The organism is Pseudomonas sp. GW822-FHT02D10 (genome assembly GCF_058802345.1).
On the sequence record NZ_JBXAOB010000009.1, the window covers coordinates 83,943 to 109,724 of the forward strand.

The 25,782-nt window shown below is 56.0% G+C and carries 20 protein-coding genes; 18 read left to right on the forward strand and 2 right to left on the reverse strand.

Going from position 1 to position 25,782, the window contains the following annotated elements; genetic code table 11:
* Window positions 1-2: 2 nt before the first annotated feature.
* Both ubiG and AC1RPZ_RS16330 read right to left on the reverse strand, forming a co-directional pair.
* A complete protein-coding gene (gene ubiG, locus AC1RPZ_RS16325; protein ID WP_019692990.1) occupies window positions 3-701 on the reverse strand; it encodes a bifunctional 2-polyprenyl-6-hydroxyphenol methylase/3-demethylubiquinol 3-O-methyltransferase UbiG in 699 nt (232 codons plus the stop codon).
* Window positions 702-764: 63 nt separating this feature from the next.
* Window positions 765-2,096: a TRZ/ATZ family hydrolase gene (locus tag AC1RPZ_RS16330; protein ID WP_493138023.1), complete on the reverse strand. Its 1,332-nt coding sequence runs from the start codon at window positions 2,094-2,096 to the stop codon at window positions 765-767.
* Window positions 2,097-2,204: 108 nt separating this feature from the next.
* On the opposite strand from AC1RPZ_RS16330, the gene mtnA reads away from it, so the two are divergent.
* The 18 genes from mtnA to AC1RPZ_RS16420 all read left to right on the forward strand — a co-directional run bounded on the left by mtnA (window position 2,205) and on the right by AC1RPZ_RS16420 (window position 25,570).
* A complete protein-coding gene (gene mtnA / locus AC1RPZ_RS16335) occupies window positions 2,205-3,281 on the forward strand; it encodes an S-methyl-5-thioribose-1-phosphate isomerase (protein WP_493138024.1) in 1,077 nt (358 codons plus the stop codon).
* Between the two features lie 434 nt (window positions 3,282-3,715).
* Window positions 3,716-6,385, forward strand: a complete 2,670-nt coding sequence (gene gyrA, locus AC1RPZ_RS16340; protein WP_493138025.1) for a DNA gyrase subunit A — start codon at window positions 3,716-3,718, stop codon at window positions 6,383-6,385.
* 64 nt (window positions 6,386-6,449) lie between these two features.
* Complete coding sequence (serC, locus tag AC1RPZ_RS16345) at window positions 6,450-7,535, forward strand: 3-phosphoserine/phosphohydroxythreonine transaminase (protein ID WP_493138026.1); 1,086 nt, start codon at window positions 6,450-6,452, stop codon at window positions 7,533-7,535.
* Entirely contained in the window at window positions 7,535-8,629 is a 1,095-nt protein-coding gene (gene pheA / locus AC1RPZ_RS16350; protein ID WP_111450711.1) for a prephenate dehydratase, read from the forward strand. The genes serC and pheA overlap by 1 nt, the downstream gene beginning before the upstream one ends.
* 11 nt (window positions 8,630-8,640) lie before the next feature.
* Entirely contained in the window at window positions 8,641-9,753 is a 1,113-nt protein-coding gene (gene hisC, locus AC1RPZ_RS16355; protein ID WP_493138027.1) for a histidinol-phosphate transaminase, read from the forward strand.
* Window positions 9,754-9,781: 28 nt separating this feature from the next.
* Complete coding sequence (locus AC1RPZ_RS16360; RefSeq protein WP_493138137.1) at window positions 9,782-11,989, forward strand: bifunctional prephenate dehydrogenase/3-phosphoshikimate 1-carboxyvinyltransferase; 2,208 nt, start codon at window positions 9,782-9,784, stop codon at window positions 11,987-11,989.
* A complete protein-coding gene (cmk, locus tag AC1RPZ_RS16365; protein ID WP_493138028.1) occupies window positions 11,986-12,675 on the forward strand; it encodes a (d)CMP kinase in 690 nt (229 codons plus the stop codon). Before AC1RPZ_RS16360 ends, cmk begins: the two co-directional genes overlap by 4 nt.
* A gap of 120 nt (window positions 12,676-12,795) precedes the next feature.
* Window positions 12,796-14,490, forward strand: a complete 1,695-nt coding sequence (gene rpsA / locus AC1RPZ_RS16370; protein ID WP_071554228.1) for a 30S ribosomal protein S1 — start codon at window positions 12,796-12,798, stop codon at window positions 14,488-14,490.
* A gap of 184 nt (window positions 14,491-14,674) precedes the next feature.
* The gene (locus AC1RPZ_RS16375) at window positions 14,675-14,956 is read left to right on the forward strand and encodes a hypothetical protein (RefSeq protein WP_493138029.1); all 282 of its coding nucleotides are present in this window, start codon (window positions 14,675-14,677) and stop codon (window positions 14,954-14,956) included.
* 168 nt (window positions 14,957-15,124) lie between these two features.
* Entirely contained in the window at window positions 15,125-15,421 is a 297-nt protein-coding gene (gene ihfB / locus AC1RPZ_RS16380) for an integration host factor subunit beta (protein ID WP_003369729.1), read from the forward strand.
* A gap of 24 nt (window positions 15,422-15,445) precedes the next feature.
* A complete protein-coding gene (locus tag AC1RPZ_RS16385; RefSeq protein WP_493138030.1) occupies window positions 15,446-15,682 on the forward strand; it encodes a lipopolysaccharide assembly protein LapA domain-containing protein in 237 nt (78 codons plus the stop codon).
* A 230-nt stretch (window positions 15,683-15,912) separates the two neighbouring features.
* The gene (gene rfbB, locus AC1RPZ_RS16390) at window positions 15,913-16,989 is read left to right on the forward strand and encodes a dTDP-glucose 4,6-dehydratase (RefSeq protein ID WP_493138031.1); all 1,077 of its coding nucleotides are present in this window, start codon (window positions 15,913-15,915) and stop codon (window positions 16,987-16,989) included.
* Window positions 16,986-17,879, forward strand: coding sequence for a dTDP-4-dehydrorhamnose reductase (gene rfbD, locus AC1RPZ_RS16395; protein WP_493138032.1), 894 nt, complete (start codon window positions 16,986-16,988; stop codon window positions 17,877-17,879). Before rfbB ends, rfbD begins: the two co-directional genes overlap by 4 nt.
* Window positions 17,876-18,766, forward strand: coding sequence for a glucose-1-phosphate thymidylyltransferase RfbA (gene rfbA, locus AC1RPZ_RS16400; protein ID WP_493138033.1), 891 nt, complete (start codon window positions 17,876-17,878; stop codon window positions 18,764-18,766). Before rfbD ends, rfbA begins: the two co-directional genes overlap by 4 nt.
* A gap of 54 nt (window positions 18,767-18,820) precedes the next feature.
* Window positions 18,821-19,744 carry a glycosyltransferase gene (locus AC1RPZ_RS16405; RefSeq protein ID WP_493138034.1) on the forward strand — a complete coding sequence of 308 codons (924 nt, stop codon included), beginning with the start codon at window positions 18,821-18,823 and terminating at the stop codon, window positions 19,742-19,744.
* Window positions 19,741-20,703, forward strand: a complete 963-nt coding sequence (locus AC1RPZ_RS16410) for a UDP-glucose 4-epimerase family protein (protein ID WP_493138035.1) — start codon at window positions 19,741-19,743, stop codon at window positions 20,701-20,703. Before AC1RPZ_RS16405 ends, AC1RPZ_RS16410 begins: the two co-directional genes overlap by 4 nt.
* Complete coding sequence (locus tag AC1RPZ_RS16415; RefSeq protein WP_493138036.1) at window positions 20,700-21,731, forward strand: MraY family glycosyltransferase; 1,032 nt, start codon at window positions 20,700-20,702, stop codon at window positions 21,729-21,731. Before AC1RPZ_RS16410 ends, AC1RPZ_RS16415 begins: the two co-directional genes overlap by 4 nt.
* A gap of 308 nt (window positions 21,732-22,039) precedes the next feature.
* Complete coding sequence (locus AC1RPZ_RS16420) at window positions 22,040-25,570, forward strand: glycosyltransferase (protein WP_493138037.1); 3,531 nt, start codon at window positions 22,040-22,042, stop codon at window positions 25,568-25,570.
* Window positions 25,571-25,782: the final 212 nt, after the last annotated feature.

The following is a 25,782-nucleotide window of genomic DNA, read 5'->3' on the forward strand; positions in this document are numbered from 1 at the left end:
GCTTATTCCTCGCGCAGCGTCTGGATCATGTAGTTGACGTCAACGTCGGCGGCCAGTTTGTAGTGCTTGGTCAGCGGGTTGTACGTCAGGCCAATGATGTCCTTGACGCTCAGGCCGGCCTGGCGGCTCCAGGCGCCGAGTTCGGACGGACGGATGAATTTCTTGAAGTCATGCGTGCCGCGCGGCAGCAGCTTCATGATGTATTCGGCACCGACGATGGCGAACAGGTAAGCCTTTGGATTGCGGTTGATGGTCGAGAAGAACACTTGGCCACCGGGCTTTACCATGCGGAAGCAGGCGCGAATGACCGACGACGGATCAGGCACGTGCTCAAGCATTTCCAGGCAGGTGACCACATCGAATTGCTCGGGCATTTCTTCCGCCAGGGCTTCGGCGGTGATCTGCCGGTACTCGACGCTGACGCCGGATTCCAGCTGATGCAACTGCGCGACTGCCAGAGGTGCTTCGCCCATGTCGATGCCCATCACGGTGGCGCCGCGTTGTGCCATGGATTCGCTGAGGATGCCGCCACCACATCCGACGTCCAGCACCTTTTTGCCGGCCAGTTTGACGCGTTCGTCAATCCAGTTGACCCGCAGCGGGTTGATGTCGTGCAGCGGCTTGAACTCGCTTTCGCGGTCCCACCAGCGATGAGCCAGGGCTTCGAATTTGGCGATTTCAGCGTGGTCGACGTTGCTCATGGGTAATCCTCTAAATCTGAAAAATTCTGCTGTCAGCCTTGAAGTTCAGCTCAAGGGTTCGTTCTATTCGGTGTGTCCGCTGATGCGCTGGCCCCAGGCGGTGGCGGTGGCGCATAGCTGTTGTTCATCGAGGCGCGTCAGGCGCCGGTCGTCGAGCAATTGCTTGCCGGCGACCCAAAGGTGTTTCACGCAGTCCCGGCTGGTGGCATAGATAAGCTGCGAAACCGGCTCGTAAATCGGTTGCTGGGCCAGACCCGACAGGTCGAAGGCCACCAGGTCCGCGGCCTTGCCGACTTCCAGCGAGCCCACTTCTGCTTCCAGGCCCAGCGCACGGGCACCGTTGAGGGTCGCCATGCGTAAGGCGCGATGAGCGTCCAGGGCCGTGGCCGAGCCTGCAACGGCTTTGGCCAGCAGGGCGGCGGTGCGGGTTTCACCCAGCAGGTCGAGGTCATTGTTGCTGGCCGCGCCATCGGTGCCGACCGCCACATTGACGCCAGCCTGCCATAAGCGCTCCACTGGGCAAAAGCCGCTGGCCAGTTTCAGGTTTGATTCCGGGCAATGAATCACGCTGCTGTTGCTTTCTACCAGCAACGCGAGGTCTTCATCGCTGACTTGCGTCATATGAACCGCCTGGAAGCGCGGTCCGAGCAAGCCTAGACGACCCAGGCGGGCCAACGGACGCTCGCCGCGTTGTTCGACCGATTGCTGGACTTCGAAGGCGGTTTCATGGACGTGCATGTGAATCGCCGCGTCCAGCTCCTCGGCGATCACCCGGATTTTTTCGAGGTTTTCGTCGCCGACGGTGTAGGGTGCATGAGGGCCGAAGGTAATTTTGATGCGCGGGTGATGCTTGAGGTCGCCGAACAGCTCGACGCCCTGGCGGATCGCCTCATCCGCATCGCTGGCGCCGGGAATCGGGAAATCGAGGATCGGGATGGCGATTTGCGCGCGGATGCCGCTGTTGTGCACGCGTTCGCTGGCGACTTTCGGAAAAAAGTACATGTCCGAGAAGCAGGTGATGCCACCCTTGATCTGCTCGGCAATGGCCAGGTCGGTGCCATCGCGGACGAAGGCCTCATCGACCCATTTGGCTTCAGCTGGCCAGATGTGCTGTTCGAGCCAGGTCATCAGCGGCAAATCATCGGCCAGGCCACGGAACAGCGTCATCGCCGCGTGCCCGTGGGCATTGATCAGCCCTGGGCTGAGCAGCATGCCCGGCAGCTCGCGGACCTCGGTGGCGTTGAGCTTCAAGGCCTCGCTGCGCGGGCCGATGTAGGCAATGCGCCCGTCGCGGATGCCCAGGCCATGCTCTTTGAGGACCACACCCGCGGGTTCGACAGGGACTAACCAGGTCGGCAGCAAGAGTAAGTCGAGCGCAGCGGCAGGATTCGGCATCGAGGGTTCGGTCCAGTGCTTTTATAAAGGATGGCGAAGTATACCCGAGCGTCTTCGCGGGGGGATCGCTATAATCGGCGGCTTTTGTTCATGAGTGCGGGGTGAGGGATGCGCAATCGACTGTTGGCTGCGGAGAAGGTGAAGGCCATCGATTGGCGGGACGACGCCCTGTATCTGCTGGATCAGCGCATTCTGCCATTCGAAGAAACCTGGATTGCCTATACCAGCGCCGCGGGTGTGGCTGAGGCTATTCGCTCGATGGTGGTGCGTGGTGCTCCGGCGATCGGCATCAGCGCCGCCTATGGCGTGGTGTTGGCGGCGCGTGCACGGTTCGCTGCGGGCGGTGACTGGCAGGCGGCGCTGGAAGAAGACTTTGCCCTGCTCGCGGATTCACGGCCGACCGCCGTCAACCTATTCTGGGCGCTGGGTCGCATGCGCGAACGCCTGGAGCGGCTCAAGGATCACCCCAATCCATTGGAAGCGCTTGAGGCAGAGGCCTTGGCCATCCATGAAAGTGATCGCGAAGCCAATCTGACCATGGCGCAGCTGGGTGTAGAGCTGATCCGCAAGCATCAGGGCAATGCTCAGGCGATTTTGACGCACTGCAATACTGGCGCACTGGCCACTGGCGGCTTTGGTACGGCGCTCGGGGTGATTCGCGGGGCGTTTCTGGAGGGCATGGTCGAACGGGTTTACGCCGACGAAACCCGGCCTTGGCTACAAGGTTCGCGCTTGACTGCCTGGGAGCTGGCCAACGAAGGCATCCCGGTCACTTTGAACGCCGACTCGGCCGCCGCGCACATCATGAAAACCAAAGGCGTGACCTGGGTGATCGTTGGCGCGGACCGAATTACCGCCAACGGCGACGTGGCGAACAAGATTGGCACCTACCAACTGGCGGTCAACGCCATGCACCACGGCGTGCGCTTCATGGTGGTGGCGCCGAGTTCGACCATCGACATGAATCTGGCCAGCGGCGATGACATCCCGATCGAAGAGCGCGATGGCAGCGAGTTGCTGGACGTCGGTGGCAAGCGAGTGGGGGCGGATGTCGATGCCTTTAACCCGGTGTTCGACGTCACGCCGGCCGACCTGATTGACGTCATCGTCACCGAAAAGGGCATCGTCGAGCGGCCGGACACCGCGAAGATGGCGCAGTTGATGTGCCGCAAGCGCTTGCATTGACGGTTTCTGGCGTCTGATAAATCGCTATCGCGAGCAAGCTCGCTCCCACAATTGACCGAGCCGGTCACAGATTTTACGAACGACATCGATCCAATGTGGGAGCGAGCTTGCTCGCGATGGGGCCCTCAAGGTCAACAAATCGGCTTGAGTCGGACCTGTGATTTGCCTCAGAGCCTCTCTCGTCGCCTTTGCGCCTGTCACCGGTCAACTAACTATGCTCCATGCGCATCAGGGGGATAGGTGCGTGGCGGCTCTTGTGATAACATCCGGCGGTTTCCAAGGTAGCCCGATGTGGCTGCCTTTACTGCGCAGATCCATGGCATAACTCGTTGATTTGTCGTAAGTCGGTGCTGGCACTCAGCCTGCAGCGGCGAGCTTCGTTCGTCCCATATGGATGTGACGAAGTTTCACCAGAAAAAGGAATCAGGCTTCTCATGGGCGAACTGGCCAAAGAAATCCTCCCGGTCAATATCGAAGACGAGCTGAAACAGTCCTACCTCGACTACGCGATGAGCGTAATTGTCGGTCGGGCACTGCCTGATGCGCGCGATGGCTTGAAGCCCGTGCATCGGCGTGTGCTGTTCGCGATGAGCGAGCTGGGTAACGACTTCAACAAGCCGTACAAGAAATCTGCCCGTGTTGTCGGTGACGTGATCGGTAAGTATCACCCGCACGGTGACACCGCGGTGTACGACACCATCGTTCGTATGGCGCAGCCATTCTCGCTGCGTTACCTGCTGGTAGACGGTCAGGGCAACTTCGGTTCGGTCGACGGCGACAACGCTGCGGCAATGCGATACACCGAAGTGCGCATGACCAAGCTGGCGCACGAGCTGCTGGCTGACCTGCATAAAGAAACCGTGGACTGGGTGCCGAACTACGACGGCACCGAAATGATCCCGGCGGTCATGCCAACCCGTATTCCCAACCTGCTGGTCAATGGCTCCAGCGGTATCGCCGTGGGCATGGCGACCAACATTCCGCCGCACAACCTCGGTGAAGTCATCGACGGTTGCCTGGCGCTCATCGACAACCCCGAGTTGACCATCGATGAGCTGATGCAATACATCCCGGGTCCAGACTTCCCGACCGCTGCGATCATCAATGGTCGCGCCGGCATCATCGAAGCCTACCGCACCGGTCGTGGCCGCATTTACATGCGCGCCCGCTCGATGATCGAAGACATCGACAAGGTCGGTGGCCGTCAGCAGATCGTCATCACCGAACTGCCTTACCAGCTGAACAAGGCGCGTCTGATCGAGAAGATCGCCGAGCTGGTCAAAGAAAAGAAGCTGGAAGGCATCACCGAACTGCGCGACGAGTCCGACAAAGACGGTATGCGTGTGGTGATCGAACTGCGTCGCGGCGAAGTGCCTGAGGTCATCCTCAACAACCTCTACGCCCAGACCCAGCTGCAAGCAGTGTTCGGTATCAACATTGTCGCGCTGATCGACGGCCGTCCGCGGATCCTGAACCTCAAGGACCTGCTGGAAGCTTTCGTGCGTCACCGTCGCGAAGTGGTGACCCGTCGTACCGTGTTCGAGCTGCGTAAAGCTCGCGAGCGTGGTCACATCCTCGAAGGTCAGGCGGTTGCACTGTCGAACATCGACCCGGTCATCGCCCTGATCAAGGCCTCGCCAACCCCGTCGGAAGCCAAGGAAGCGCTGATCAGCACTGCGTGGGAATCCTCCGCGGTGGTTGCGATGGTCGAGCGCGCCGGTGCTGACTCTTGCCGTCCGGAGACCCTGGACGCGCAATACGGGCTGCGCGAAGGCAAGTACTTCCTGTCGCCAGAACAGGCGCAAGCCATTCTGGAGCTGCGTCTGCACCGTCTGACCGGCCTGGAACACGAAAAGCTGCTGGCCGAGTATCAAGAGATCCTCAACCAGATCGGCGAGCTGATCCGCATCCTTAGCAGCGCCACGCGCCTGATGGAAGTGATTCGCGAAGAGCTGGAAGTCATTCGTGCCGAGTACGGCGATGTGCGTCGCACCGAAATTCTCGATGCGCGCCTGGACCTGACTCTGGGTGACATGATCCCGGAAGAAGAGCGCGTTGTGACTATTTCCCACGGTGGCTACGCCAAGACCCAGCCATTGGCTGCGTACCAGGCTCAGCGTCGTGGCGGTAAAGGCAAATCGGCTACCGGCGTCAAGGATGAGGACTACATCGCTCACCTGCTGGTCGCCAACAGTCATACCACGCTGTTGCTGTTCTCCAGCAAGGGCAAGGTGTACTGGCTCAAAACCTACGAAATTCCTGAAGCATCCCGCGCCGCCCGTGGTCGTCCACTGGTCAACCTGCTGCCGCTGGACGATGGTGAATACATCACCACCATGCTGCCGGTCGAGGAATACACCGAAGGTCACTACATCTTCATGGCCACCGCCAACGGCACTGTGAAAAAGACCCCGCTGGAATCCTTCAGCCGTCAGCGCAGCGTCGGTTTGATTGCGCTGGAGCTGGACGAGGGCGACGTACTGATCTCTGCTGCCATCACCGATGGTGGGCGTGAAGTCATGCTGTTCTCCGATGGCGGCAAGGTGACTCGCTTCAAAGAGTCCGACGTTCGCGCCATGGGGCGTACCGCCCGCGGTGTCCGCGGCATGCGTCTGCCGGAAGGTCAGAAGCTGATTTCCATGCTGATCCCGGAAGAAGGCAGCCAGATCCTCACCGCTTCGGCGCGTGGTTTCGGCAAGCGTACCGCTATCACTGAGTTCCCTGAGTACAAGCGTGGCGGTCAGGGCGTTATCGCCATGGTCAGCAACGAGCGTAACGGCCGTCTGGTCGGTGCAGTCCAGGTGCTCGATGGCGAGGAGATCATGCTGATTTCCGACCAGGGTACTTTGGTGCGTACTCGTGTAGATGAAGTGTCCAGTCTGGGTCGTAATACCCAGGGCGTGACCCTGATCAAACTGGCCAGCGATGAAACACTGGTCGGTCTGGAGCGGGTTCAGGAGCCATCGGAAGTCGAAGTCCAGGAGCTGGAAGGCGAAGAGGGTGCTGAACTCGAAGGCATCGTGCTCGATGCCGGCACCGAGCCGGACGACACTGTCGAAAGCCAGCAGGCTGACGCCGCTGACGAAGAAGAGCCGCAAGACTAACCAAATCGTAGCAGGGCAGAGTGTTTGCTCTGTCCGCTACCGTGAATGCATAGCGAGAGTGGATGTGAGCAAACGAGCCTATAACTTCTGCGCAGGTCCTGCTGCGCTGCCTGAAGCTGTCCTGTTGCGTGCCCAGTCGGAGTTGCTCGACTGGCATGGCAAGGGCCTCTCGGTCATGGAAATGAGCCATCGCAGCGATGAGTTCGTGTCCATTGCGACCAAGGCCGAGCAGGATCTGCGTGATCTGCTGAATATCCCCTCGAACTATAAAGTGCTGTTTCTGCAAGGCGGCGCCAGCCAGCAATTTGCTCAGATTCCTCTGAACCTGTTGCCGGAAAACGGCAAAGCCGACTATATCGACACCGGTATCTGGTCGCAGAAAGCCATTGAAGAAGCGCAGCGCTACGGCCACGTCAACGTCGCCGCTACCGCCAAGCCTTACGACTATTTCGCAATTCCCGGTCAGAACGAATGGAAGCTGTCGCAAGATGCGGCCTACGTGCACTACGCGCCGAACGAAACCATCGGCGGCCTGGAATTCAGCTGGATCCCGGAAGTCGGTGATGTGCCGCTGGTGGCGGACATGTCTTCGGACATTCTCTCGCGCCCTGTGGATGTCTCGCGTTTCGGCATGATCTACGCCGGCGCCCAGAAAAACATCGGCCCGAGCGGCATCGTCGTCAACATCGTTCGCGAAGACCTGCTGGGTCGTGCCCGTTCGTTCTGCCCGACCATGCTCGACTACAAGGTCGCGGCCGATAACGGTTCGATGTACAACACCCCGCCGACCCTGGCCTGGTACTTGTCCGGTCTTGTGTTCGAATGGCTGAAAGAGCAGGGTGGTGTCGAGGCCATTGGCAAGCTCAATGAAGTCAAACAGCGCACGCTGTACAACTTCATCGATGCTAGCGGCTTGTACAGCAACCCGATCAACAAGGCTGACCGCTCGTGGATGAACGTGCCGTTCCGTCTGGCTGACGATCGCCTCGACAAGCCGTTCCTGGTCGGTGCCGAGGCGCGCGGTCTGCTGAATCTCAAGGGTCACCGTTCGGTAGGCGGCATGCGTGCCTCTATCTACAACGCCGTCGACATCAACGCAGTCAATGCGCTGATTTCGTACATGGCAGAGTTCGAGAAGGAACACGGTTAATGTCTGAGCAAGAACTCAAGGCACTGCGCCTGCGCATTGATGCTCTGGACGAAAAAGTCCTGGAGCTGATCAGTGAGCGTGCGCGCTGCGCCCAGGAAGTCGCGCGAGTAAAGATGGCCTCGCTGGCCGAAGGCGAAGTGCCGGTGTTCTATCGTCCTGAGCGTGAAGCCCAGGTGCTCAAGCGCGTGATGGAGCGTAACCAGGGGCCGCTGGGTAACGAAGAGATGGCGCGGTTGTTCCGTGAAATCATGTCCTCGTGCCTGGCGCTCGAGCAGCCGTTGAAAGTGGCTTACCTCGGCCCTGAGGGGACGTTCACTCAAGCGGCGGCCATGAAGCACTTCGGTCACGCGGTGATCAGCAAGCCAATGGCGGCGATCGACGAAGTGTTCCGTGAAGTGGCTGCCGGTGCGGTGAACTTTGGCGTGGTGCCTGTGGAAAACTCCACCGAAGGCGCGGTCAACCACACCCTCGACAGTTTCCTCGAACACGACATGGTCATCTGTGGCGAAGTCGAGCTGCGCATTCACCACCACTTGCTGGTGGGTGAAAACACCAAGACCGACAGCATCAGCCGCATTTACTCCCATGCCCAGTCCTTGGCGCAGTGCCGCAAATGGCTGGACGCTCACTACCCGAACGTCGAGCGCGTGGCGGTATCGAGCAACGCTGAAGCGGCCAAGCGGGTCAAGGGTGAGTGGAACTCGGCGGCGATTGCCGGCGACATGGCGGCAGGCTTGTACGGTCTGACTCGTTTGGCCGAGAAAATCGAGGACCGCCCGGACAACTCCACGCGATTCCTGATTATTGGCAGCCAGGAAGTGCCACCGACCGGCGACGACAAGACGTCGATCATCGTCTCGATGAGCAACAAGCCCGGCGCGCTTCACGAGTTGCTGGTGCCGTTCCATGACAATGGCATCGACCTGACGCGGATCGAGACCCGTCCGTCGCGCAGCGGTAAGTGGACCTACGTGTTCTTCATCGACTTCGTCGGCCATCACCGCGACCCGCTGGTAAAAGGTGTGCTGGAGAAAATCAGTCAGGAAGCAGTGGCACTTAAAGTGTTGGGTTCCTACCCGAAAGCAGTTCTCTAAAGGCGTTAACAATGAGTGGCGACTTCCTCGCTCTGGCACAGCCGGGCGTGCAACAACTTTCGCCTTACGTTCCGGGTAAGCCCGTGGACGAACTGGCTCGCGAGCTGGACATCGATCCGGCAAAAATCGTCAAGCTGGCGAGCAACGAAAACCCGCTGGGTGCCAGTCCCAAGGCGTTGGCGGCGATTCGCGAAGAGCTGGCCGAGCTGACCCGCTATCCGGACGGCAACGGTTTTGCGTTGAAAACCCTGCTGGCTGAGCAGTGCCGGGTCGAGCTCAATCAAGTGACGCTGGGCAACGGTTCCAACGACATTCTTGAGCTGGTCGCGCGCGCCTATCTGGCGCCAGGTCTGAATGCAGTGTTCAGCGAGCACGCGTTCGCGGTCTACCCGATCGTCACTCAGGCTGTCGGTGCGCAAGCGCGAGTGATTCCGGCCAAGGACTGGGGTCATGACCTGTCGGCCATGCTTGAAGCCATCGACAGCAACACCCGTGTGGTCTTCATCGCCAACCCGAACAATCCGACCGGGACCTGGTTCGGTGCCGAGGCGCTGGATGAGTTCCTGCAGGACGTGCCGGCGCATGTGCTGGTGGTGCTGGATGAGGCGTACATCGAGTACGCCGAAGGCAGCGACCTGCCGGATGGCCTGGATTTCCTCGCGGCGTACCCGAACCTGTTGGTGTCCCGGACCTTCTCCAAGGCTTACGGCCTGGCCGCGTTGCGTGTTGGTTATGGTTTGTCGACCGCGGTGGTCGCCGATGTGCTGAACCGTGTGCGTCAGCCATTCAACGTCAACAGCCTGGCCCTGGCTGCGGCCTGCGCAGCGTTGAAAGACGACGAGTACCTGGCTGAAAGCCGTCGCCTGAACGAGTCCGGCATGCAGCAACTCGAAGCGGGTTTCCGTGACTTGGGGCTGAGCTGGATTCCTTCCAAAGGCAACTTCATTTGCGTGGATCTGGGGCGTGTTGCGGCGCCGGTATTCCAGGGCCTGCTGCATGAAGGCGTGATCGTGCGTCCGGTGGCCAATTACGGCATGCCGAACCACTTGCGCATCACCATCGGTCTGCCGGCTGAAAACAGTCGCTTCCTCGAGGCGCTGACCAAGGTTCTGGCTCGTGGTTGATGTCATCGCCGTGCAACCTGTCGTGCCTATGATCGGTCGCCTGGTGGTGGTCGGTCTGGGGCTGATCGGTGGATCGTTCGCCAAGGGCCTGCGTGAAAGCGGATTGTGCCGCGAAGTGGTCGGCGTTGATCTCGATCCGCAATCGCGAAAACTGGCCGTTGAGCTGGGCGTGGTGGATCGTTGCGAAGACGACCTTGCGGTCGCGTGTCGCGGTGCCGACGTGATTCAGTTGGCGGTGCCGATCCTGGCGATGGAGAAGCTGCTGGCGCTGTTGGCGGGCATGGATCTGGGTTCGGCGATTCTGACCGATGTCGGCAGTGCCAAAGGCAACGTGGTGCGCGCGGCGACTGAAGCCTTCGGCGGCATGCCGGCGCGCTTCGTTCCGGGGCATCCGATCGCCGGTTCCGAGCAGAGCGGGGTGGAGGCTTCCAACGCTCAGCTGTTCCGTCGGCACAAAGTGATTCTGACGCCGCTCGAGCAAACCGATCCGGCTGCCCTGGCGGTGGTCGACCGGCTCTGGCGCGAATTGGGTGCCGATGTCGAGCACATGCAGGTCGAGCGTCACGACGAAGTGTTGGCGGCGACCAGCCATTTACCGCACTTGCTGGCATTCGGTTTAGTCGATTCATTGGCCAAACGCAGTGAAAATCTGGAAATCTTCCGTTACGCTGCGGGCGGTTTCCGCGATTTCACGAGAATCGCCGGCAGTGACCCGGTCATGTGGCACGACATCTTCCTCGCCAATCGCGAAGCTGTTCTGCGCACACTCGATACATTTCGCAGCGATCTCGACGCCTTGCGCGACGCGGTCGATGCAGGGGACGGGCACCAACTGTTGGGCGTCTTTACGCGCGCCCGGGTTGCCCGCGAGCATTTCAGTAAAATCCTGGCCCGCCGGGCCTATGTGGACGCTATGAACTCCAACGATCTGATTTTCCTGGCAAATCCTGGTGGCCGCCTGAGTGGGCGGATTCGTGTACCAGGCGACAAATCGATTTCCCACCGTTCGATCATGCTAGGCTCCCTCGCGGAAGGCGTTACCGAAGTCGAAGGTTTCCTTGAGGGCGAAGACGCTCTGGCGACCTTGCAGGCCTTCCGTGACATGGGTGTCGTGATTGAAGGTCCGCACCATGGTCGCGTGACCATTCACGGTGTTGGCCTGCATGGACTGAAACCGGCTCCTGGCCCGATCTATCTGGGCAACTCGGGTACGTCGATGCGTCTGCTGTCCGGCTTGCTGGCCGCGCAGAACTTCGACAGCACCCTGACAGGCGATGCGTCGCTGTCCAAGCGTCCGATGAATCGCGTGGCCAACCCGCTGCGCGAGATGGGCGCGGTGATCGAGACGGCTGCAGAAGGTCGTCCACCGATGACCATTCGTGGCGGCAACAAGCTCAAGGGCCTGACCTACACCATGCCGATGGCCAGTGCTCAGGTTAAGTCCTGCCTGCTGTTGGCGGGGCTGTACGCCGAGGGCAAGACCACCGTCACCGAGCCTGCGCCAACCCGCGATCACACCGAGCGCATGCTGCGTGGCTTCGGCTACCCGGTTACCGTCAACGGTGCTACCGCGTCGGTCGAATCCGGCAACAAGCTGACCGCAGCGCACATTGAAGTGCCGGGCGATATTTCCTCGTCGGCGTTCTTTCTGGTGGCGGCGTCGATTGCCGAAGGTTCGGAGCTGGTGCTCGAACACGTGGGCATCAACCCGACCCGTACCGGTGTCATCGACATCCTGCGTCTGATGGGCGCAGACATCACCCTGGAAAACCAGCGTGAAGTCGGTGGCGAGCCGGTGGCTGATTTGCGTGTACGAGCGGCTAAACTCAAAGGTATCGAAATTCCTGAAGCGCTGGTTCCGCTGGCCATCGACGAGTTCCCGGTACTGTTCGTGGCTGCGGCCTGTGCAGAAGGGCGGACCATTCTGCGTGGTGCGGAAGAGTTGCGGGTCAAGGAATCGGATCGTATCCAGGTGATGGCGGATGGTTTGCTGGCGCTGGGCGTCAAATGCGAGCCAACCCCGGACGGCATCATCATCGACGGCGGCCAGGTTGGCGGCGGCGAAGTGCATGGCCACGGCGATCACCGGATCGCCATGGCGTTCAGCGTTGCGTCGTTGCGCGCCAATGCACCGATCCGCATCCATGACTGCGCCAACGTAGCGACCTCCTTCCCGAACTTCCTCGCGTTGTGCGCGCAAGTCGGTATTCGTGTTGCTCAAGAGGCTCAGTCGTGACCAGCCACGCTCCGGTAATCACCATCGATGGCCCGAGCGGCTCGGGCAAGGGCACTATTGCAGGGATCCTCGCCAAGCGCCTGGGCTGGTGCTTGCTGGATTCTGGTGCGTTGTACCGTTTGCTGGCGTTTGCTGCGCGCAATCATGGTGTCGACCTGACCAATGAAGAGTCGCTGAAGCTGCTGGCCGCTCATCTCGATGTGCAGTTCATCGGGGCGACCGAAGGTCATCCGCAGCGCATCATCCTTGAAGGTGACGATGTCACTGACGATCTGCGCAATGAGCAGGTCGGAGCCTGGGCCTCGCAAGTGGCGGCACTGCCTGCAGTGCGTGACGCTTTGCTGCAGCGCCAGCGGGCATTTCAGGAAGCGCCGGGGCTGGTGGCCGATGGTCGCGACATGGGCACGGTAGTGTTTCCAGACGCGCCATTGAAGATTTTTCTGACCGCCAGCGCCGAGGAGCGGGCACGCCGTCGTTATTTGCAGTTGAAGGGCAAAGTCGAGGGTGTTAGTCTGTCGAGTCTGCTAGATGAGATCCGTGTGCGCGATGAGCGCGACACCCAGCGAGCGGTAGCCCCGCTCAAGCCGGCGGTCGACGCCATACAGCTGGATTCCACGGAGTTGTCCATCGATCAGGTGCTGGAACGCATCATGAGCGAGATCGCCCTTCGCGATATCGCCGGGTGACCAAGAAGCATCGCAGGGGACCAGTCATAGTCCTGCGTTCTTCTTTTATATAAACGTAACCCACATTGTCTGGGATGTGGCAGATGGGCGTATTCTTCGCCCTTATCAACAGGAATTAAAATGAGCGAAAGCTTTGCGGAACTCTTTGAAGAAAGCCTAAAAACCCTGAACCTTCAGGCAGGCTCCATCATCACCGGTGTTATCGTTGATATCGATTACCAAGCTCGCTGGGTAACCGTTCACGCTGGCCTGAAGTCTGAAGCACTCATCCCGCTTGAGCAGTTCTACAACGACGCTGGCGAACTGAACATCAACGTCGGTGACGAAGTTCACGTGGCGCTGGATTCGGTTGAAGACGGCTTTGGTGAGACCAAGCTGTCCCGTGAAAAAGCCAAGCGCGCTGAATGCTGGATCGTTCTGGAAGCAGCCTTCGCAGCCGAAGAAGTGGTCAAGGGCGTTATCAACGGTAAGGTTAAAGGCGGCTTCACTGTCGACGTTAACGGCATCCGTGCGTTCCTGCCTGGTTCTCTGGTTGACGTTCGTCCTGTGCGCGACACCACGCACCTGGAAGGCAAAGAGCTGGAATTCAAGGTCATCAAACTCGACCAGAAACGCAACAACGTTGTCGTTTCCCGTCGTAGCGTCCTCGAAGCCGAGAACTCCGCTGAGCGTGAAGCTCTGCTGGAATCCCTGCAGGAAGGTCAACAAGTCAAAGGTATCGTCAAAAACCTCACCGATTACGGCGCATTCGTCGATCTGGGTGGCGTCGATGGCCTGCTGCACATTACCGACATGGCTTGGAAGCGTATCAAGCATCCTTCCGAAATCGTCAACGTTGGCGACGAGATCGATGTCAAGGTTCTGAAGTACGATCGCGAGCGCAATCGTGTTTCCCTGGGCCTCAAGCAGCTGGGCGAAGATCCATGGGTTGCTATCAAAGCCCGTTACCCAGAAAGCACTCGCGTTACCGCGCGTGTAACCAACCTGACCGACTACGGCTGCTTCGCTGAGCTGGAAGAAGGCGTTGAAGGTCTGGTACACGTTTCCGAAATGGACTGGACCAACAAGAACATCCACCCTTCGAAAGTCGTACAAGTCGGCGACGAAGTGGAAGTTATGGTTCTGGACATCGACGAAGAGCGTCGTCGTATCTCCCTGGGCATCAAGCAGTGCAAATCTAACCCATGGGAAGATTTCTCTGGCCAGTTCAACAAGGGCGATAAAATCTCCGGCACCATCAAGTCGATCACCGATTTCGGTATCTTCATTGGTCTGGACGGCGGCATCGACGGTCTGGTTCACCTGTCCGACATCTCCTGGAACGAAGTGGGCGAAGAAGCCGTACGTCGCTTCAAGAAGGGCGACGAGCTGGACACCGTTATCCTGTCGGTTGACCCAGAGCGCGAGCGTATCTCCCTGGGTATCAAGCAACTGGAAAGCGATCCGTTCTCCGAGTACGTTCAAGAGAACGACAAAGGCGCAATCGTTAAAGGCATCGTGAAAGAAGTTGACGCTAAAGGCGCCATCATCACTTTGGCTACCGATATCGAAGCTACTCTGAAAGCCTCCGAAATCAGCCGTGACCGCATCGAAGATGCGCGCAACGTTCTGAAAGAAGGCGAAGAAGTTGAAGCCAAGATCATCAGCGTTGACCGCAAGAGCCGTGTAATCCAGCTCTCGATCAAGTCGAAAGACGTTGAAGACGAGAAAGAAGCTATCCAGAGCCTGCGCGACAAGCCAGCCTCGGACAGCATCGCTGCTGGTCCTACCACTCTGGGCGACCTGTTGCGTGCACAAATGGAAAAACAGAACTAAGTTCTGTCAGACCATAGAAAAAGGGCGACTTCGGTCGCCCTTTTTTGTGCCTGCGATTTGAGGTTGTCGGAGTCGTTCAGGGAGGAAACGATGTCCGTGAAAGGTTGTCTGTTGTTCAGGCGTATCAATCGCCTATTCGGGGCTAGGCTTTAGCTTGAACTGAGCATTGGTTATAAGGATGGGGATGAACAAGCTCATTGTCACATTGGCAGTGCTGGTCTTGATGGGGTGTACCACAAACGCCAAAACGCATGTGGTGCGTGGTGTCAGCGGTATGGAGATCGACTGTTCGGGGCTCGGATCAGGTTGGGATAAGTGTTACAAGCGTGCTGCAAGGGAGTGTAAGGCGCAGGGGTACAAGGTCATTGGCAAGTCCAGCGATGCCAAGGAAGAGTCTGAGGATTACTTTTTTGGGTGGAATCCGGCCGGTTACCTCACTCGCACCGTGCTGGTCATCTGTCGCTGAGGGGGATTCCGAGGTGCGGCGGCCAAGCGTGACGCCTCTCAATGTCGTAGGTCTTGCGGTGTCTGTGGGGTTGTACGGATAAGTCAATGCTCGGGCTGTTCAAATTCCTTCGGGCGTGCTAAAACCTTTGAAGCGCTGATCTAGCTGCTTGAAAAAGAAGGGAAAAATATGACGAAGTCGGAGTTGATCGAACGAATTGTCACCCATCAAGGGCTGCTCTCATCCAAGGATGTGGAGCTGGCCATCAAGACCATGCTTGAGCAAATGTCCCAGTGCCTTGCAACCGGTGATCGCATTGAGATCCGTGGCTTTGGCAGCTTCTCTTTGCACTATCGTGCGCCACGCGTCGGTCGTAATCCAAAGACCGGTCAATCCGTCAGCCTCGACGGTAAATTCGTTCCTCATTTCAAGCCGGGTAAAGAACTCCGGGATCGGGTGAATGAGGATGAGGAGGAGGGGCTTTGACAGTCGCCATTCAAGGAGCGATTCATGCGTAACCTCAAGCGCGTACTCCTCGGAGTCTTTGTTTTGTTGCTGGTTTTAGCGGTTTTGGCATTCGTGCTGGAGAATCAGCAATCAGTTTCACTGCTGTTCCTGGGGTGGGCCGGGCCGCAATTACCAATATCGGTAGTTATGGTCCTGGTGCTGCTATTAGGGATGGTGATCGGCCCGATCCTCGGCTGGTTCAGTCGTAGAGCCAGAATGCTGCGCAAGCATCGCGTCTGACTGTGATAAGGATGGGGCAGGCGTCGAATTTGTGTCGCGGTTTGTCTATATCCATTAGTAAAACCTTTATTAAACTGTAAAATGTTGCGCCTGTCCGAATAGTGGCACATTCCTCATTCGGTTCAGACTGACTCTGTCAGAAGCCTTTGCTTAACCAGTGGCTTCTGCATTTATGGATTAGACAGCGCTCGGTAGGCAGTCCTGTCAGCAACTCAAGGGTATGGTTTCGCGTGAAAATTCTAGTAACCGGCGGCGCCGGGTTTATCGGCTCGGCAGTCATTCGCCATATCATTTCCAATACTGCAGACTCCGTAGTAAACGTGGATAAGCTGACCTACGCTGGCAACCTTGAGTCGTTGACTGAAGTCGACCAAAGCGCGCGCTACGTGTTTGAGCGCGTCGACATCTGCGACCGCGATCAGGTCGACCGCGTCCTTCGTGATCATCAGCCCGACGCCATCATGCACCTGGCCGCTGAATCCCATGTGGATCGCTCGATTTCCGGTCCGTCTGAATTCATCCAGACCAACATCATCGGTACCTACACGCTGCTAGAGGCTGCGCGCCACTATTGGAGCGCGCTGGATGACGAGCGCAAAGCCAACTTCCGCTTCCACCATATTTCGACTGACGAAGTCTACGGAGACCTCGAAGGTCCGGAAGACCTCTTCACCGAAACCACGCCGTACCAGCCAAGCTCGCCATACTCGGCCAGCAAGGCCAGCTCCGATCACCTGGTTCGCGCCTGGAGCCGTACCTACGGCCTGCCGACCCTGGTCACCAACTGCTCGAACAACTACGGCCCGTGCCACTTCCCTGAGAAGCTGATCCCGCTGATCATTCTCAATGCACTGGAAGGCAAGCCGCTGCCGGTCTACGGCAAAGGTAATCAGGTTCGCGATTGGCTCTATGTCGAAGATCACGCCCGTGCCCTGTACAAAGTCGTGACCGAAGGCGTTATCGGCGAGACGTACAACATCGGCGGTCATAACGAAAAGCAAAATATCGAAGTGGTGCACACCCTGTGCGCACTGCTCGATGAACTGCGTCCGGATTCCGCTTATCGCCCGCACGCCAGTTTGATCACCTACGTCCAGGACCGCCCGGGACATGACCAGCGTTATGCGATCGACGCCAGCAAAATCCAGCGCGAACTGGGTTGGGTACCTGAAGAAACCTTCGAAACCGGTATCCGCAAGACCGTTGAGTGGTACCTCAATAACACTGAGTGGGTTGCTCATGTGAAGAGTGGTAGCTATCAGCAGTGGATCGATCAGAACTACGCGGATCGTTCGAGCAAGGCATGAAAATCCTCCTGCTGGGAAAAAACGGCCAGGTGGGCTGGGAACTGCAGCGCTCCCTAGCACCGCTTGGCGAGTTGATTGCCCTGGACCGTCATGCGGTCGATGGTATGTGCGGTGACCTGTCCGACCTCGACGCATTGCGCGCGACGATCCGTCAGGTCAAACCTGATGTCATCGTCAACGCCGCAGCCTACACAGCTGTCGATAAAGCCGAGTCCGAGACCGAACTGGCCGACCGCGTGAACGGTCAGGCAAGCCAGGTCATGGCTGAAGAAACCGCGTCCTTGGGCGCCTGGCTGATTCACTACTCGACCGACTACGTCTTCAGTGGTCAGGGTTCGACGCCATGGCAAGAGGCAGATGCAGTCGCCCCGGTGAATCACTACGGCGCCAGCAAGCTGGCTGGCGAACAGGCAATTACCGCGACTGGCTGCAAGCACCTGATATTCCGCACCAGTTGGGTCTATGGTGCTCGCGGCAACAACTTCGCCAAGACCATGTTGCGTCTGGCCAAGGAGCGCGAAACCCTGAGCGTCATCGCCGATCAGATTGGCGCCCCTACCGGTGCAGACTTGATTGCCGACGTAACGGCGTTGGCCATTCAGCAAGTTCTGTTGCGTCCAGAGCTGGCTGGCCTGTATCACCTGACGGCCGGCGGCGAAGTCTCCTGGCACGGCTATGCCTGCCACGTGATCGGTTTCGCTCAAGCGAATGGTGAGCAACTTGCTGTGACGTCGATCCATCCGATCGAAACGAGCGCTTATCCAACACCTGCACGTCGCCCTCTGAACTCACGCTTAAATACTCAGAAGTTGCGTGACAATTTTTCTCTGCACTTGCCGGATTGGCAAAGTGGCGTAACCCGAATGCTTAGGGAAGTTCTGAATAAATGACCACGATTAATCGTAAAGGCATCATCCTCGCTGGCGGCTCAGGCACGCGCCTGCACCCGCTGACCCTTGGCGTTTCCAAGCAGATGTTGCCGATCTACGACAAGCCGATGATCTTTTATCCGTTGTCGGTATTGATGCTTGCGGGTATGCGCGAAATCCTGATCATCTCCACCCCGGAAGACCTGCCATGTTTCCGCAAGTTGCTGGGTGACGGCAGCCTGTATGGCATCAAGTTGACCTACGCCGAACAACCTAGCCCGGATGGTCTGGCACAGGCCTTCATCATTGGCGAAGAGTTCATCGGTAAGGATCCTTGCTGCCTGATTCTGGGCGACAACATCTTCTACGGTCAGCACTTCTCGGACAACCTGCGCTCCGCCAGCTCTCAGCAGCATGGCGCTACTGTATTCGGCTACCACGTGTCTGATCCGGAGCGTTTTGGTGTCGTCGAGTTCGACGCAACCGGCCGCGCCCTGAGCATCGAAGAAAAGCCGCTGAAACCAAAATCCAGCTATGCGGTCACTGGTTTGTACTTCTACGACAACCAGGTTGTCGAGATCGCCAAGAACATCAAGCCGTCCGAGCGTGGCGAGTTGGAAATTACCGACGTCAACCGTGCCTACCTGGAGCAGAAGACCCTCAATGTCGAAATGCTCGGTCGCGGTTTCGCCTGGCTGGATACCGGGACTCACGACTCGTTGCTGGAAGCCAGTCACTTTGTGCACACCATTGAGCAGCGTCAAGGCTTGAAAGTGGCCTGCCTGGAAGAGATTGCCTACCACAATGGCTGGATCACGGCTGAGCAACTGAGTGCTCAAGCCGACGCGCTGAAGAAGACTGGCTATGGCCAGTACCTGCAAAAGCTATTGGATTCGCCTTCCCACTAAGGCCATCAAGCTACCTTTGAGCGGCAGCGTTCGACTCGTTTAAGCAGGAATGGCATGCTAGTAAAACATCCCAAGGTTGCGGTTTTGCTGGCGGCCTACAATGGCATGCAGTGGATCGAGGAGCAGTTGACCTCGATCCTCGGTCAGTCAGGCGTCAACGTAACCGTCCATATCAGTATCGACCCCTCCACTGATGGTACCGAAGTTTGGTGCGCGGCTTACGCTGCTGAGCACTCCGAGGTTTTGGTCCTGCCGGCTGCCGGCAGTTTCGGTGGTGCATCACGTAACTTTTTCCGGCTTATCCGTGATGTTGACGTTGATAATTACGACTTTGTTGCCTTTGCCGATCAGGATGATGTCTGGCACACGGATAAGCTCCAACGTGCTATCGATACCATTCAAACCCGTCAGGTTGATGCCTGCTCCAGTAACGTCAGGGCTTTTTGGCCAGACGGTAAAACCCATTTGTTGGACAAGGCACAGCCTCAGGTCGCGTGGGATTTTCTGTTCGAAGCTGCGGGGCCTGGCTGCACCTATGTAATGAGCAAAAGCCTCATGGGCGCGCTAAAGGTTTCGATGCTCGACAATTGGCAACAACTACAAGCTGTCAGTTTGCATGACTGGTATTGCTATGCCTTTGCCCGTAGCCATGGCTATCGCTGGTATATCGACCCTGTGCCGTCCATGGAGTATCGCCAGCACGAGAGTAATCAGGTGGGTGCCAATAAAGGCTTGAGCCCACTGATTGCCCGATACAAAACTATCCATGACGGTTGGTGGTTTAACCAGGTTCGAATGATCGCACTGTTAGTCGGGCAGGGTGATGATCCGTTTGTGAAAACCTGGTTGCGATTACGCCGTCAGCAGTTGATGAAGTTGTCCTTCAGCGCCTGGAAATGTCGGCGGCGGGTACGTGATAAAGTGTTTTTCTTTTGCATTTGCTGGGCCACCGCGTTGTTAGGGAATAAAGCTGAATGAAAGCCCTGAAAGTAGTGGTGACAGGGGCAAGTGGATTTGTCGGCGAAGCAGTTGTTTTCAGATTGTTGCGGGATAAGAAATTCGTCCCGGTTGCGGTAACACGTGGTGCCACACGCTTGCACGGTTTGTGTTCCGTTGTGCCTTTCGATCTGACGGGCTCGGATACTCTGCCCGTACTCGATGATGTACAGGTTGTCATTCACGCAGCTGCACGCGTACACGTAATGAGCGAAACGGCCGTGGATACGTTGGCGGAGTTCCGTAAGGTCAACGTGGACGGTACGATCAACCTGGCACGACGCGCAGCGGAGTCAGGTGTAACGCGTTTTATATTTATCAGCTCGATCAAGGTCAACGGTGAGAGCACCGCTCGGGGCAAGCGGTTCAAGGCTGATGACGCTCCGGCCCCGCTTGATCCTTATGGTGTATCCAAATACGAGGCCGAAGAAAGGTTAAAACAACTCAGTCAGGAGACCGGCATGGAGGTTGTCATCATTCGTCCACCTCTAGTGTACGGTCCCGGCGTCAAGGCCAATTTTCTGAGCATGATACGTTGGCTGAGTAAAGGCATCCCATTGCCATTGGGTGCGATCGGTAATCAGCGAAGCCTGGTTGCGATCGGCAACCTGGTGGACCTGATTGTTACCTGCATCACCCATCCGGCAGCGGCTAATCAGATATTTTTGGTCAGTGATGGTGAGGATTTGTCCACAACACTACTGCTGCGGCGTCTGGCTCAAGCATTGGGTAGAAAGGCTTGGCTGCTCCCGGTGCCTGAAGGATTGTTGACGCTTGTAGCCGCCCTGCTAGGCAAGCGTGCCGTCGCTCAACGCATTTGCGGGTCGTTGCAGGTCGATATAGATAAAAACCGCGAGCTATTAGGGTGGGTTCCCCCGATCAATGTGGACAAAGCCATGCGTCAGACCGCTGAATACTATTTGGATAAGCAAACGAAATGATTTTTTGGTGGCTATTGCTCACGGCGTTTATGGTTTCCTGGTTATTGACGCTAATTCTGCGTCGATACGCATTGGCAAAAAGCCTTATGGATATACCCAATGAGCGCAGTTCCCATTCAGTTCCAACGCCGCGAGGGGGCGGGGTAGCCATTGTTTTCGCTTTTTTGGCAGGTTTGCCTGTTTTGGCTTTGCTCGGACTGCTAAGCCCGGCGCTCATGTTCGGATTGTTTGGGAGCGGCCTGCTGGTTGCAGTTCTCGGATTTGCTGATGACCATGGTCATATTGCCGCCAGATGGCGACTTCTTGGGCATTTCGCTGCCGGCGCATGGGCGCTTTTCTGGGTGGGGGGCTTGGCCCCTGTTTCATTTGCAGGTGTGACGATTGATCTGGGATTGGCCGGTACGGCACTTGCTTTGATTTATCTGGTCTGGATGCTCAATCTTTACAACTTCATGGATGGCATTGATGGTCTGGCTAGTGCAGAAGCCATCTGCGTCTGTCTCGGGAGTTGCGTAGTCTACGGCCTGACGGCTCATATCGAGTTGATGTGGGTGGCGTTGACTTTATCTGCTGCGGTAGGAGGATTTTTGTGCTGGAATTTTCCGCCTGCTCGAATTTTCATGGGTGACGCAGGAAGTGGCTTTTTAGGGCTTGTACTGGGTGTGATATCTATTGCCGCGGCGTGGACGTCACCCGAGTTGCTCTGGAGTTGGCTGATTCTGTTTGGGGTATTCGTAGTCGATGCGACCTGGACGTTGCTCAGACGACTGTTGGCAGGGGAGAAAGTTTACGAGGCCCACCGCAGTCATGCTTATCAATATGCATCCAGAAAATACAGAAGCCACAAAACAGTCGTTTTTGCGGTGATTGGCATTAACCTCCTTTGGTTATTGCCTCTGGCAATAGTAGTAGGGAAAGGGCTTGTCTCAGGTGTTGTTGGTTTGGGGATTGCCTACGCCCCACTGATCGCGATCGCGTGGATGCTCAATGCCGGAGTGCGCGAGGCGGTCTCGAATACGACGAGTTGACGCTGTTCTATCTTCGGCGTTCAGTCTGCTGTGTTGTCACAGGGAGTAAAGTCCGCGGCAAACTACCGCTTGAATGCTTGGCTTGTTCGCTTGGTTGGTGTCTTTGGAAGAGAACAGGCGGCGGTAGGTAGAGACCTGCTTCAAGGAGGCGTCCGACAATGGGGGAGCGCATGCAGATTGCTTTTTTTGCTTTTGGCTAAGGTGGGTGTCGTGAGCGTCACGACACAAGGAGAGTTTTATGAATCATAGCAGTAGCGTATCTACGGGCTTGATTGGCATTCCTATGATTGATATCGAGTTACAGACCAATGGATAAAAAGTACAATTTTTCTTATAAACCAGTCAGCGTGTATGCCAACGCCATGGATCTTATACGAAAATTTTCCAGCAAAGGTGCTATACATATCGATCTAGGATGCGGGTATGCAGCTATTGCTCGTCAGGTCGAAAGTTATGGTGTTCGATATGTTGGATTCGATGCCGATAGTGAATGTGTCGAGACGTTAAAGCAGAATGGTATCGAAGCACACGAACTGGATCTGACCCAGGTAGATACTGTTATCTCTCAGTTGAAGCGATTGAGCGAGGGTTATTCAATCGTCACTCTCTCGATGCTGGATGTTATTGAACATCTGGATTTTGATTGTGGTTTGTTGGGTCGCCTGAAAGAGTCTTTCTCCAGCGAGCAGCAATTGTTTCTTATTCTCTCGGTTCCGAACTCATCGCATATAGATGTCGCTATTAAGCTGGTCTCCGGGGCTTATGATTATCTAGATGCCGGCCTTCTGGATAAGACGCATACCGTCGTCTATACCGAAAAAAACTTGTCTAACGTTACTGATAAGAATGGTTGGAAGCAGGTCGCTGCCAACGATTATCATCTCGAGTTTAGTGAGCAGTTCTTGGCGTATCCAGTCATTGCCCTGAATCGGGACGGTGGCCTTGGCCACGATTTTAGAAGGCTAAAAGGTATTCTTGACTCAAACTGTGATGTTTATCAGTTTGTGCGTGCCTATATACCAGCTGCCAGTGTTGATGGAAGGAATAATACTTCTCCTGTGTCGTCAGAATTCTCCGTCTCTCTCGTTTTTCCGGAGAGCGTTAGTGCTAGTGAGATCTTAACGCTCGCTGCAGAGCTTTCTACTGCAGCAGTTCAATGTAAAATAGAGTTGGTGTTACCTGAAAAAGTCCTAAGCGCAGATGATCTGAGTTCTATTGTTGGTGGTGGCTTGGTTGTTTCATGCTATCAACACTCGATGCTGGATGAGTTTGTGCAGTCGTCACTGAATACGCTGTACTGGGCGTTGGTTACGAAACCCTTGAGTGTATGTGTTGGCGCACTGAGCGATCTATTTGATAATTTCGACGGCTCACGCGGTACAGCGTTGATTGAGTTGGCAGATCGCAAGCTCTCCGATGGTGCGGGCAATCAATTTGAGTTGTTCTCTTCGCTTGATACAAATAGCCCGTGGAATATTATGATTCCGACCGGTTATGCCAGTCAGTTTCATGATGTGCCATTATTAAACGAAGCTGAAGGCTGGCATGGGTTTGTAAGGCGTGCGGTGCTTGCTTGCGGTGCGAATCGTATTTACGTTGAATTTGACCGGGCACAGGCTGCTCCTTCTTGTTCGATGAGTCGACAGTCCGCACTCTCATATATTTTTAACGACCCAAAATTGCAGTCATATGTCATTCGTTCTGATAGCTGGGCCCACGCCCTTCGCGACGAACTAAAGGGTTTGGCTGCTGACAATGAAGTCGTTCGTGGGCGTAATACAAGTCTCGAACACGATCTGGGCAAGCTGCAGGACGAACTGAATAGCCGCGAGGCTGATTTGGAAGAAATCATTAGTAGCACATCATGGAGGCTTACCAGACCACTCCGCGTTTTCCGACGTACTGTTTCAATCTTTGCTAATGTAGCACGTGCTATTCTCCGTGGGGACGTAGCTTCAATCAGAGGCTATGCCCGTGCCGTTTATCTAAAGGTTCCGGCTTTGAAGTTTATTTGGTCTTTTTATACGTATAGAAAGATGAAGTTGATGCGAAGCCTTCATGATAAAACATTTTCGAATGATAATATTCAGTCTTTGAATGCTCTGTCTGATAATCGATTTGCTGGCATTGCAAGTGTTAGTGAATCCGCGGATTTGACTGTTTTCCCGGATATTGATATCTCTGTTGTTGCTTACAACAGTTCTCGCTGGGTTCATAAGTTTCTTGAGTCATTGGCTTCGCAAAATTATCCGCTTGCAAATATCCATTTTAAAGTTGTTGATAATGGTTCCTCTGATAATACAGTCGAGTTGTTCCAAGACTATCTGAGTGTGCACGGTCGTGAGTTTGCAAGTACGGAAGTTATCCAGCAGAAGAATCTGGGCTTTGGCTTGGGTCATGATCGTGCGATTCGCAACGGTCAGTCAGATTATTGCTTAATCGTAAACCTGGACCTTGAGTTTCTTCCGGACTCGATCGTCAAAGCAGTCACGGCTGCCGTTAATGATAGCAACCCGGCATCGGCAAGCTGGGAGTTCCGTCAGATACCGTTCGAACATCCAAAGTATTACGACCCGGTTACGCTGGAGACCAATTGGTCGTCTCATGCCTGTATCTTGCTACGGCGCGACGCTTACCTGCGCAGTGGTGGTTATGATCATGCGATCTTCATGTATGGTGAGGACGTAGAGCTTTCCTATAGGTTGCGTTCGTATGGGTATGTGCTGAAATATTTACCCGGAGCAACCGTAGTTCACCATACTTATGAAGAGGCAGGGGAGGTCAAGCCATTGCAGTTCGCTGGTAGCGTGCTGGGTAATACATACATTCGCCTGCGCTATGGCTCATTCACTGATCGCGTTGTGGCATTTGCATTGTATGCCGCTCTCTTTGTTTACCCATCACAGTTTCCCGGTTCAAAAAAAATGCTGCTTCGGAATGTGCCTAAGTTGTTGAAAAACATTCCGCACTTTCTAAAGGGTAAGGGACCTGCTTCGGCAAAATTTCCGTTTCGTGGTTATGACTACGAACTTATAAGGGATGGTGCTTTTTGGCCGGTAAAACCTTTTGATTCTTCAAATGCTGTCCCCAAAGTTACGGTGATTACACGTACTTATACAGGGCGTGGCATGTTTTTGAAACAGGCCATACAGAGCGTTTTTAATCAGACCTACCCAAATATTGAACTTCTGGTTGCGGAGGATGGTGGAAATTCTCAGATGGAGCTTGTTGAAGCTATATCCAAAGATGCGCCTTCAAATGTGAGTGTGAGATTCCTGGCAAATGAAAAGATAGGGCGCTCAGGTGTGGGTAACGCTGCAATGGCTGTCGCGCAAGGGCAGTATTATATGTTTTTGGATGACGATGATTTGTTGTTCTCTGATCACGTTGAGACGCTGATGCAATGCTTGTCTGCTGATACCTCCCTCGACGCTGCCTATAGCTTGGCTTTCGAAGTTGCTACTCACGTTAATGATGATAAAAGTCATTATGTTGAGGAGCTTTTTTATACGCCTCCTGTGTTTCGTCAAGTATGGGATTATGAAGTGATGCAGCGACACAACTTTATTCCTATTCAGTCGATAATGTTCAAGAAAGAACTTTATCAGCGCTGGGGCGGGTTCGATATCGCATTGGATCAGCTTGAAGATTGGAATTTGTGGCTGCGTTATGGCTATGAGGGTAACTTCCGTTACATCGAGAAAACGACCTCGCTTTTCCGAACGCCTGCTGACTCTAACGTTCGCGCCGATCGCCATGCGCTTTTGCATAATGCCTACGAAATGGCGGTTAGAAGTGCTAAAGAGCGTATTGCTGAAGAGGTTGGAAATGCGCGTTAGTCAGTTGGGATGCTGATTGGATGTCCGGCTCTTTCGGATTGGGCGTGCTGGTTCTTGGGTGTGACGTCCGATTGAGCGGTTGGCGTGAACTGGCCAAGCAATTCTGGACACCAGTTTAGGTTTTTACGCAGCCAGCCTCTCATGATGCGTTCCGACGCCAAAGTCGAAACAGTCCCTCACTATCCCAAGCCTGTCGACTTCCGAAAATCCAT

Excerpts from the sequence above, each read along its gene's own strand:
- AC1RPZ_RS16410 (WP_493138035.1), top strand. The coding sequence starts at position 19,741 with ATGAAAGCCCTGAAAGTAGTGGTGACAGGGGCAAGTGGATTTGTCGGC.
- AC1RPZ_RS16420 (WP_493138037.1), top strand. The coding sequence starts at position 22,040 with ATGGATAAAAAGTACAATTTTTCTTATAAACCAGTCAGCGTGTATGCC.
- AC1RPZ_RS16375 (WP_493138029.1), top strand. The coding sequence starts at position 14,675 with ATGAACAAGCTCATTGTCACATTGGCAGTGCTGGTCTTGATGGGGTGT.
- AC1RPZ_RS16330 (WP_493138023.1), bottom strand. The coding sequence starts at position 2,096 with ATGCCGAATCCTGCCGCTGCGCTCGACTTACTCTTGCTGCCGACCTGG.
- ihfB (WP_003369729.1), top strand. The coding sequence starts at position 15,125 with ATGACGAAGTCGGAGTTGATCGAACGAATTGTCACCCATCAAGGGCTG.
- gyrA (WP_493138025.1), top strand. The coding sequence starts at position 3,716 with ATGGGCGAACTGGCCAAAGAAATCCTCCCGGTCAATATCGAAGACGAG.
- AC1RPZ_RS16405 (WP_493138034.1), top strand. The coding sequence starts at position 18,821 with ATGCTAGTAAAACATCCCAAGGTTGCGGTTTTGCTGGCGGCCTACAAT.
- AC1RPZ_RS16385 (WP_493138030.1), top strand. The coding sequence starts at position 15,446 with ATGCGTAACCTCAAGCGCGTACTCCTCGGAGTCTTTGTTTTGTTGCTG.
- rfbA (WP_493138033.1), top strand. The coding sequence starts at position 17,876 with ATGACCACGATTAATCGTAAAGGCATCATCCTCGCTGGCGGCTCAGGC.
- mtnA (WP_493138024.1), top strand. The coding sequence starts at position 2,205 with ATGCGCAATCGACTGTTGGCTGCGGAGAAGGTGAAGGCCATCGATTGG.
- ubiG (WP_019692990.1), bottom strand. The coding sequence starts at position 701 with ATGAGCAACGTCGACCACGCTGAAATCGCCAAATTCGAAGCCCTGGCT.
- rpsA (WP_071554228.1), top strand. The coding sequence starts at position 12,796 with ATGAGCGAAAGCTTTGCGGAACTCTTTGAAGAAAGCCTAAAAACCCTG.
- AC1RPZ_RS16415 (WP_493138036.1), top strand. The coding sequence starts at position 20,700 with ATGATTTTTTGGTGGCTATTGCTCACGGCGTTTATGGTTTCCTGGTTA.
- pheA (WP_111450711.1), top strand. The coding sequence starts at position 7,535 with ATGTCTGAGCAAGAACTCAAGGCACTGCGCCTGCGCATTGATGCTCTG.
- AC1RPZ_RS16360 (WP_493138137.1), top strand. The coding sequence starts at position 9,782 with ATGATCGGTCGCCTGGTGGTGGTCGGTCTGGGGCTGATCGGTGGATCG.
- hisC (WP_493138027.1), top strand. The coding sequence starts at position 8,641 with ATGAGTGGCGACTTCCTCGCTCTGGCACAGCCGGGCGTGCAACAACTT.
- rfbD (WP_493138032.1), top strand. The coding sequence starts at position 16,986 with ATGAAAATCCTCCTGCTGGGAAAAAACGGCCAGGTGGGCTGGGAACTG.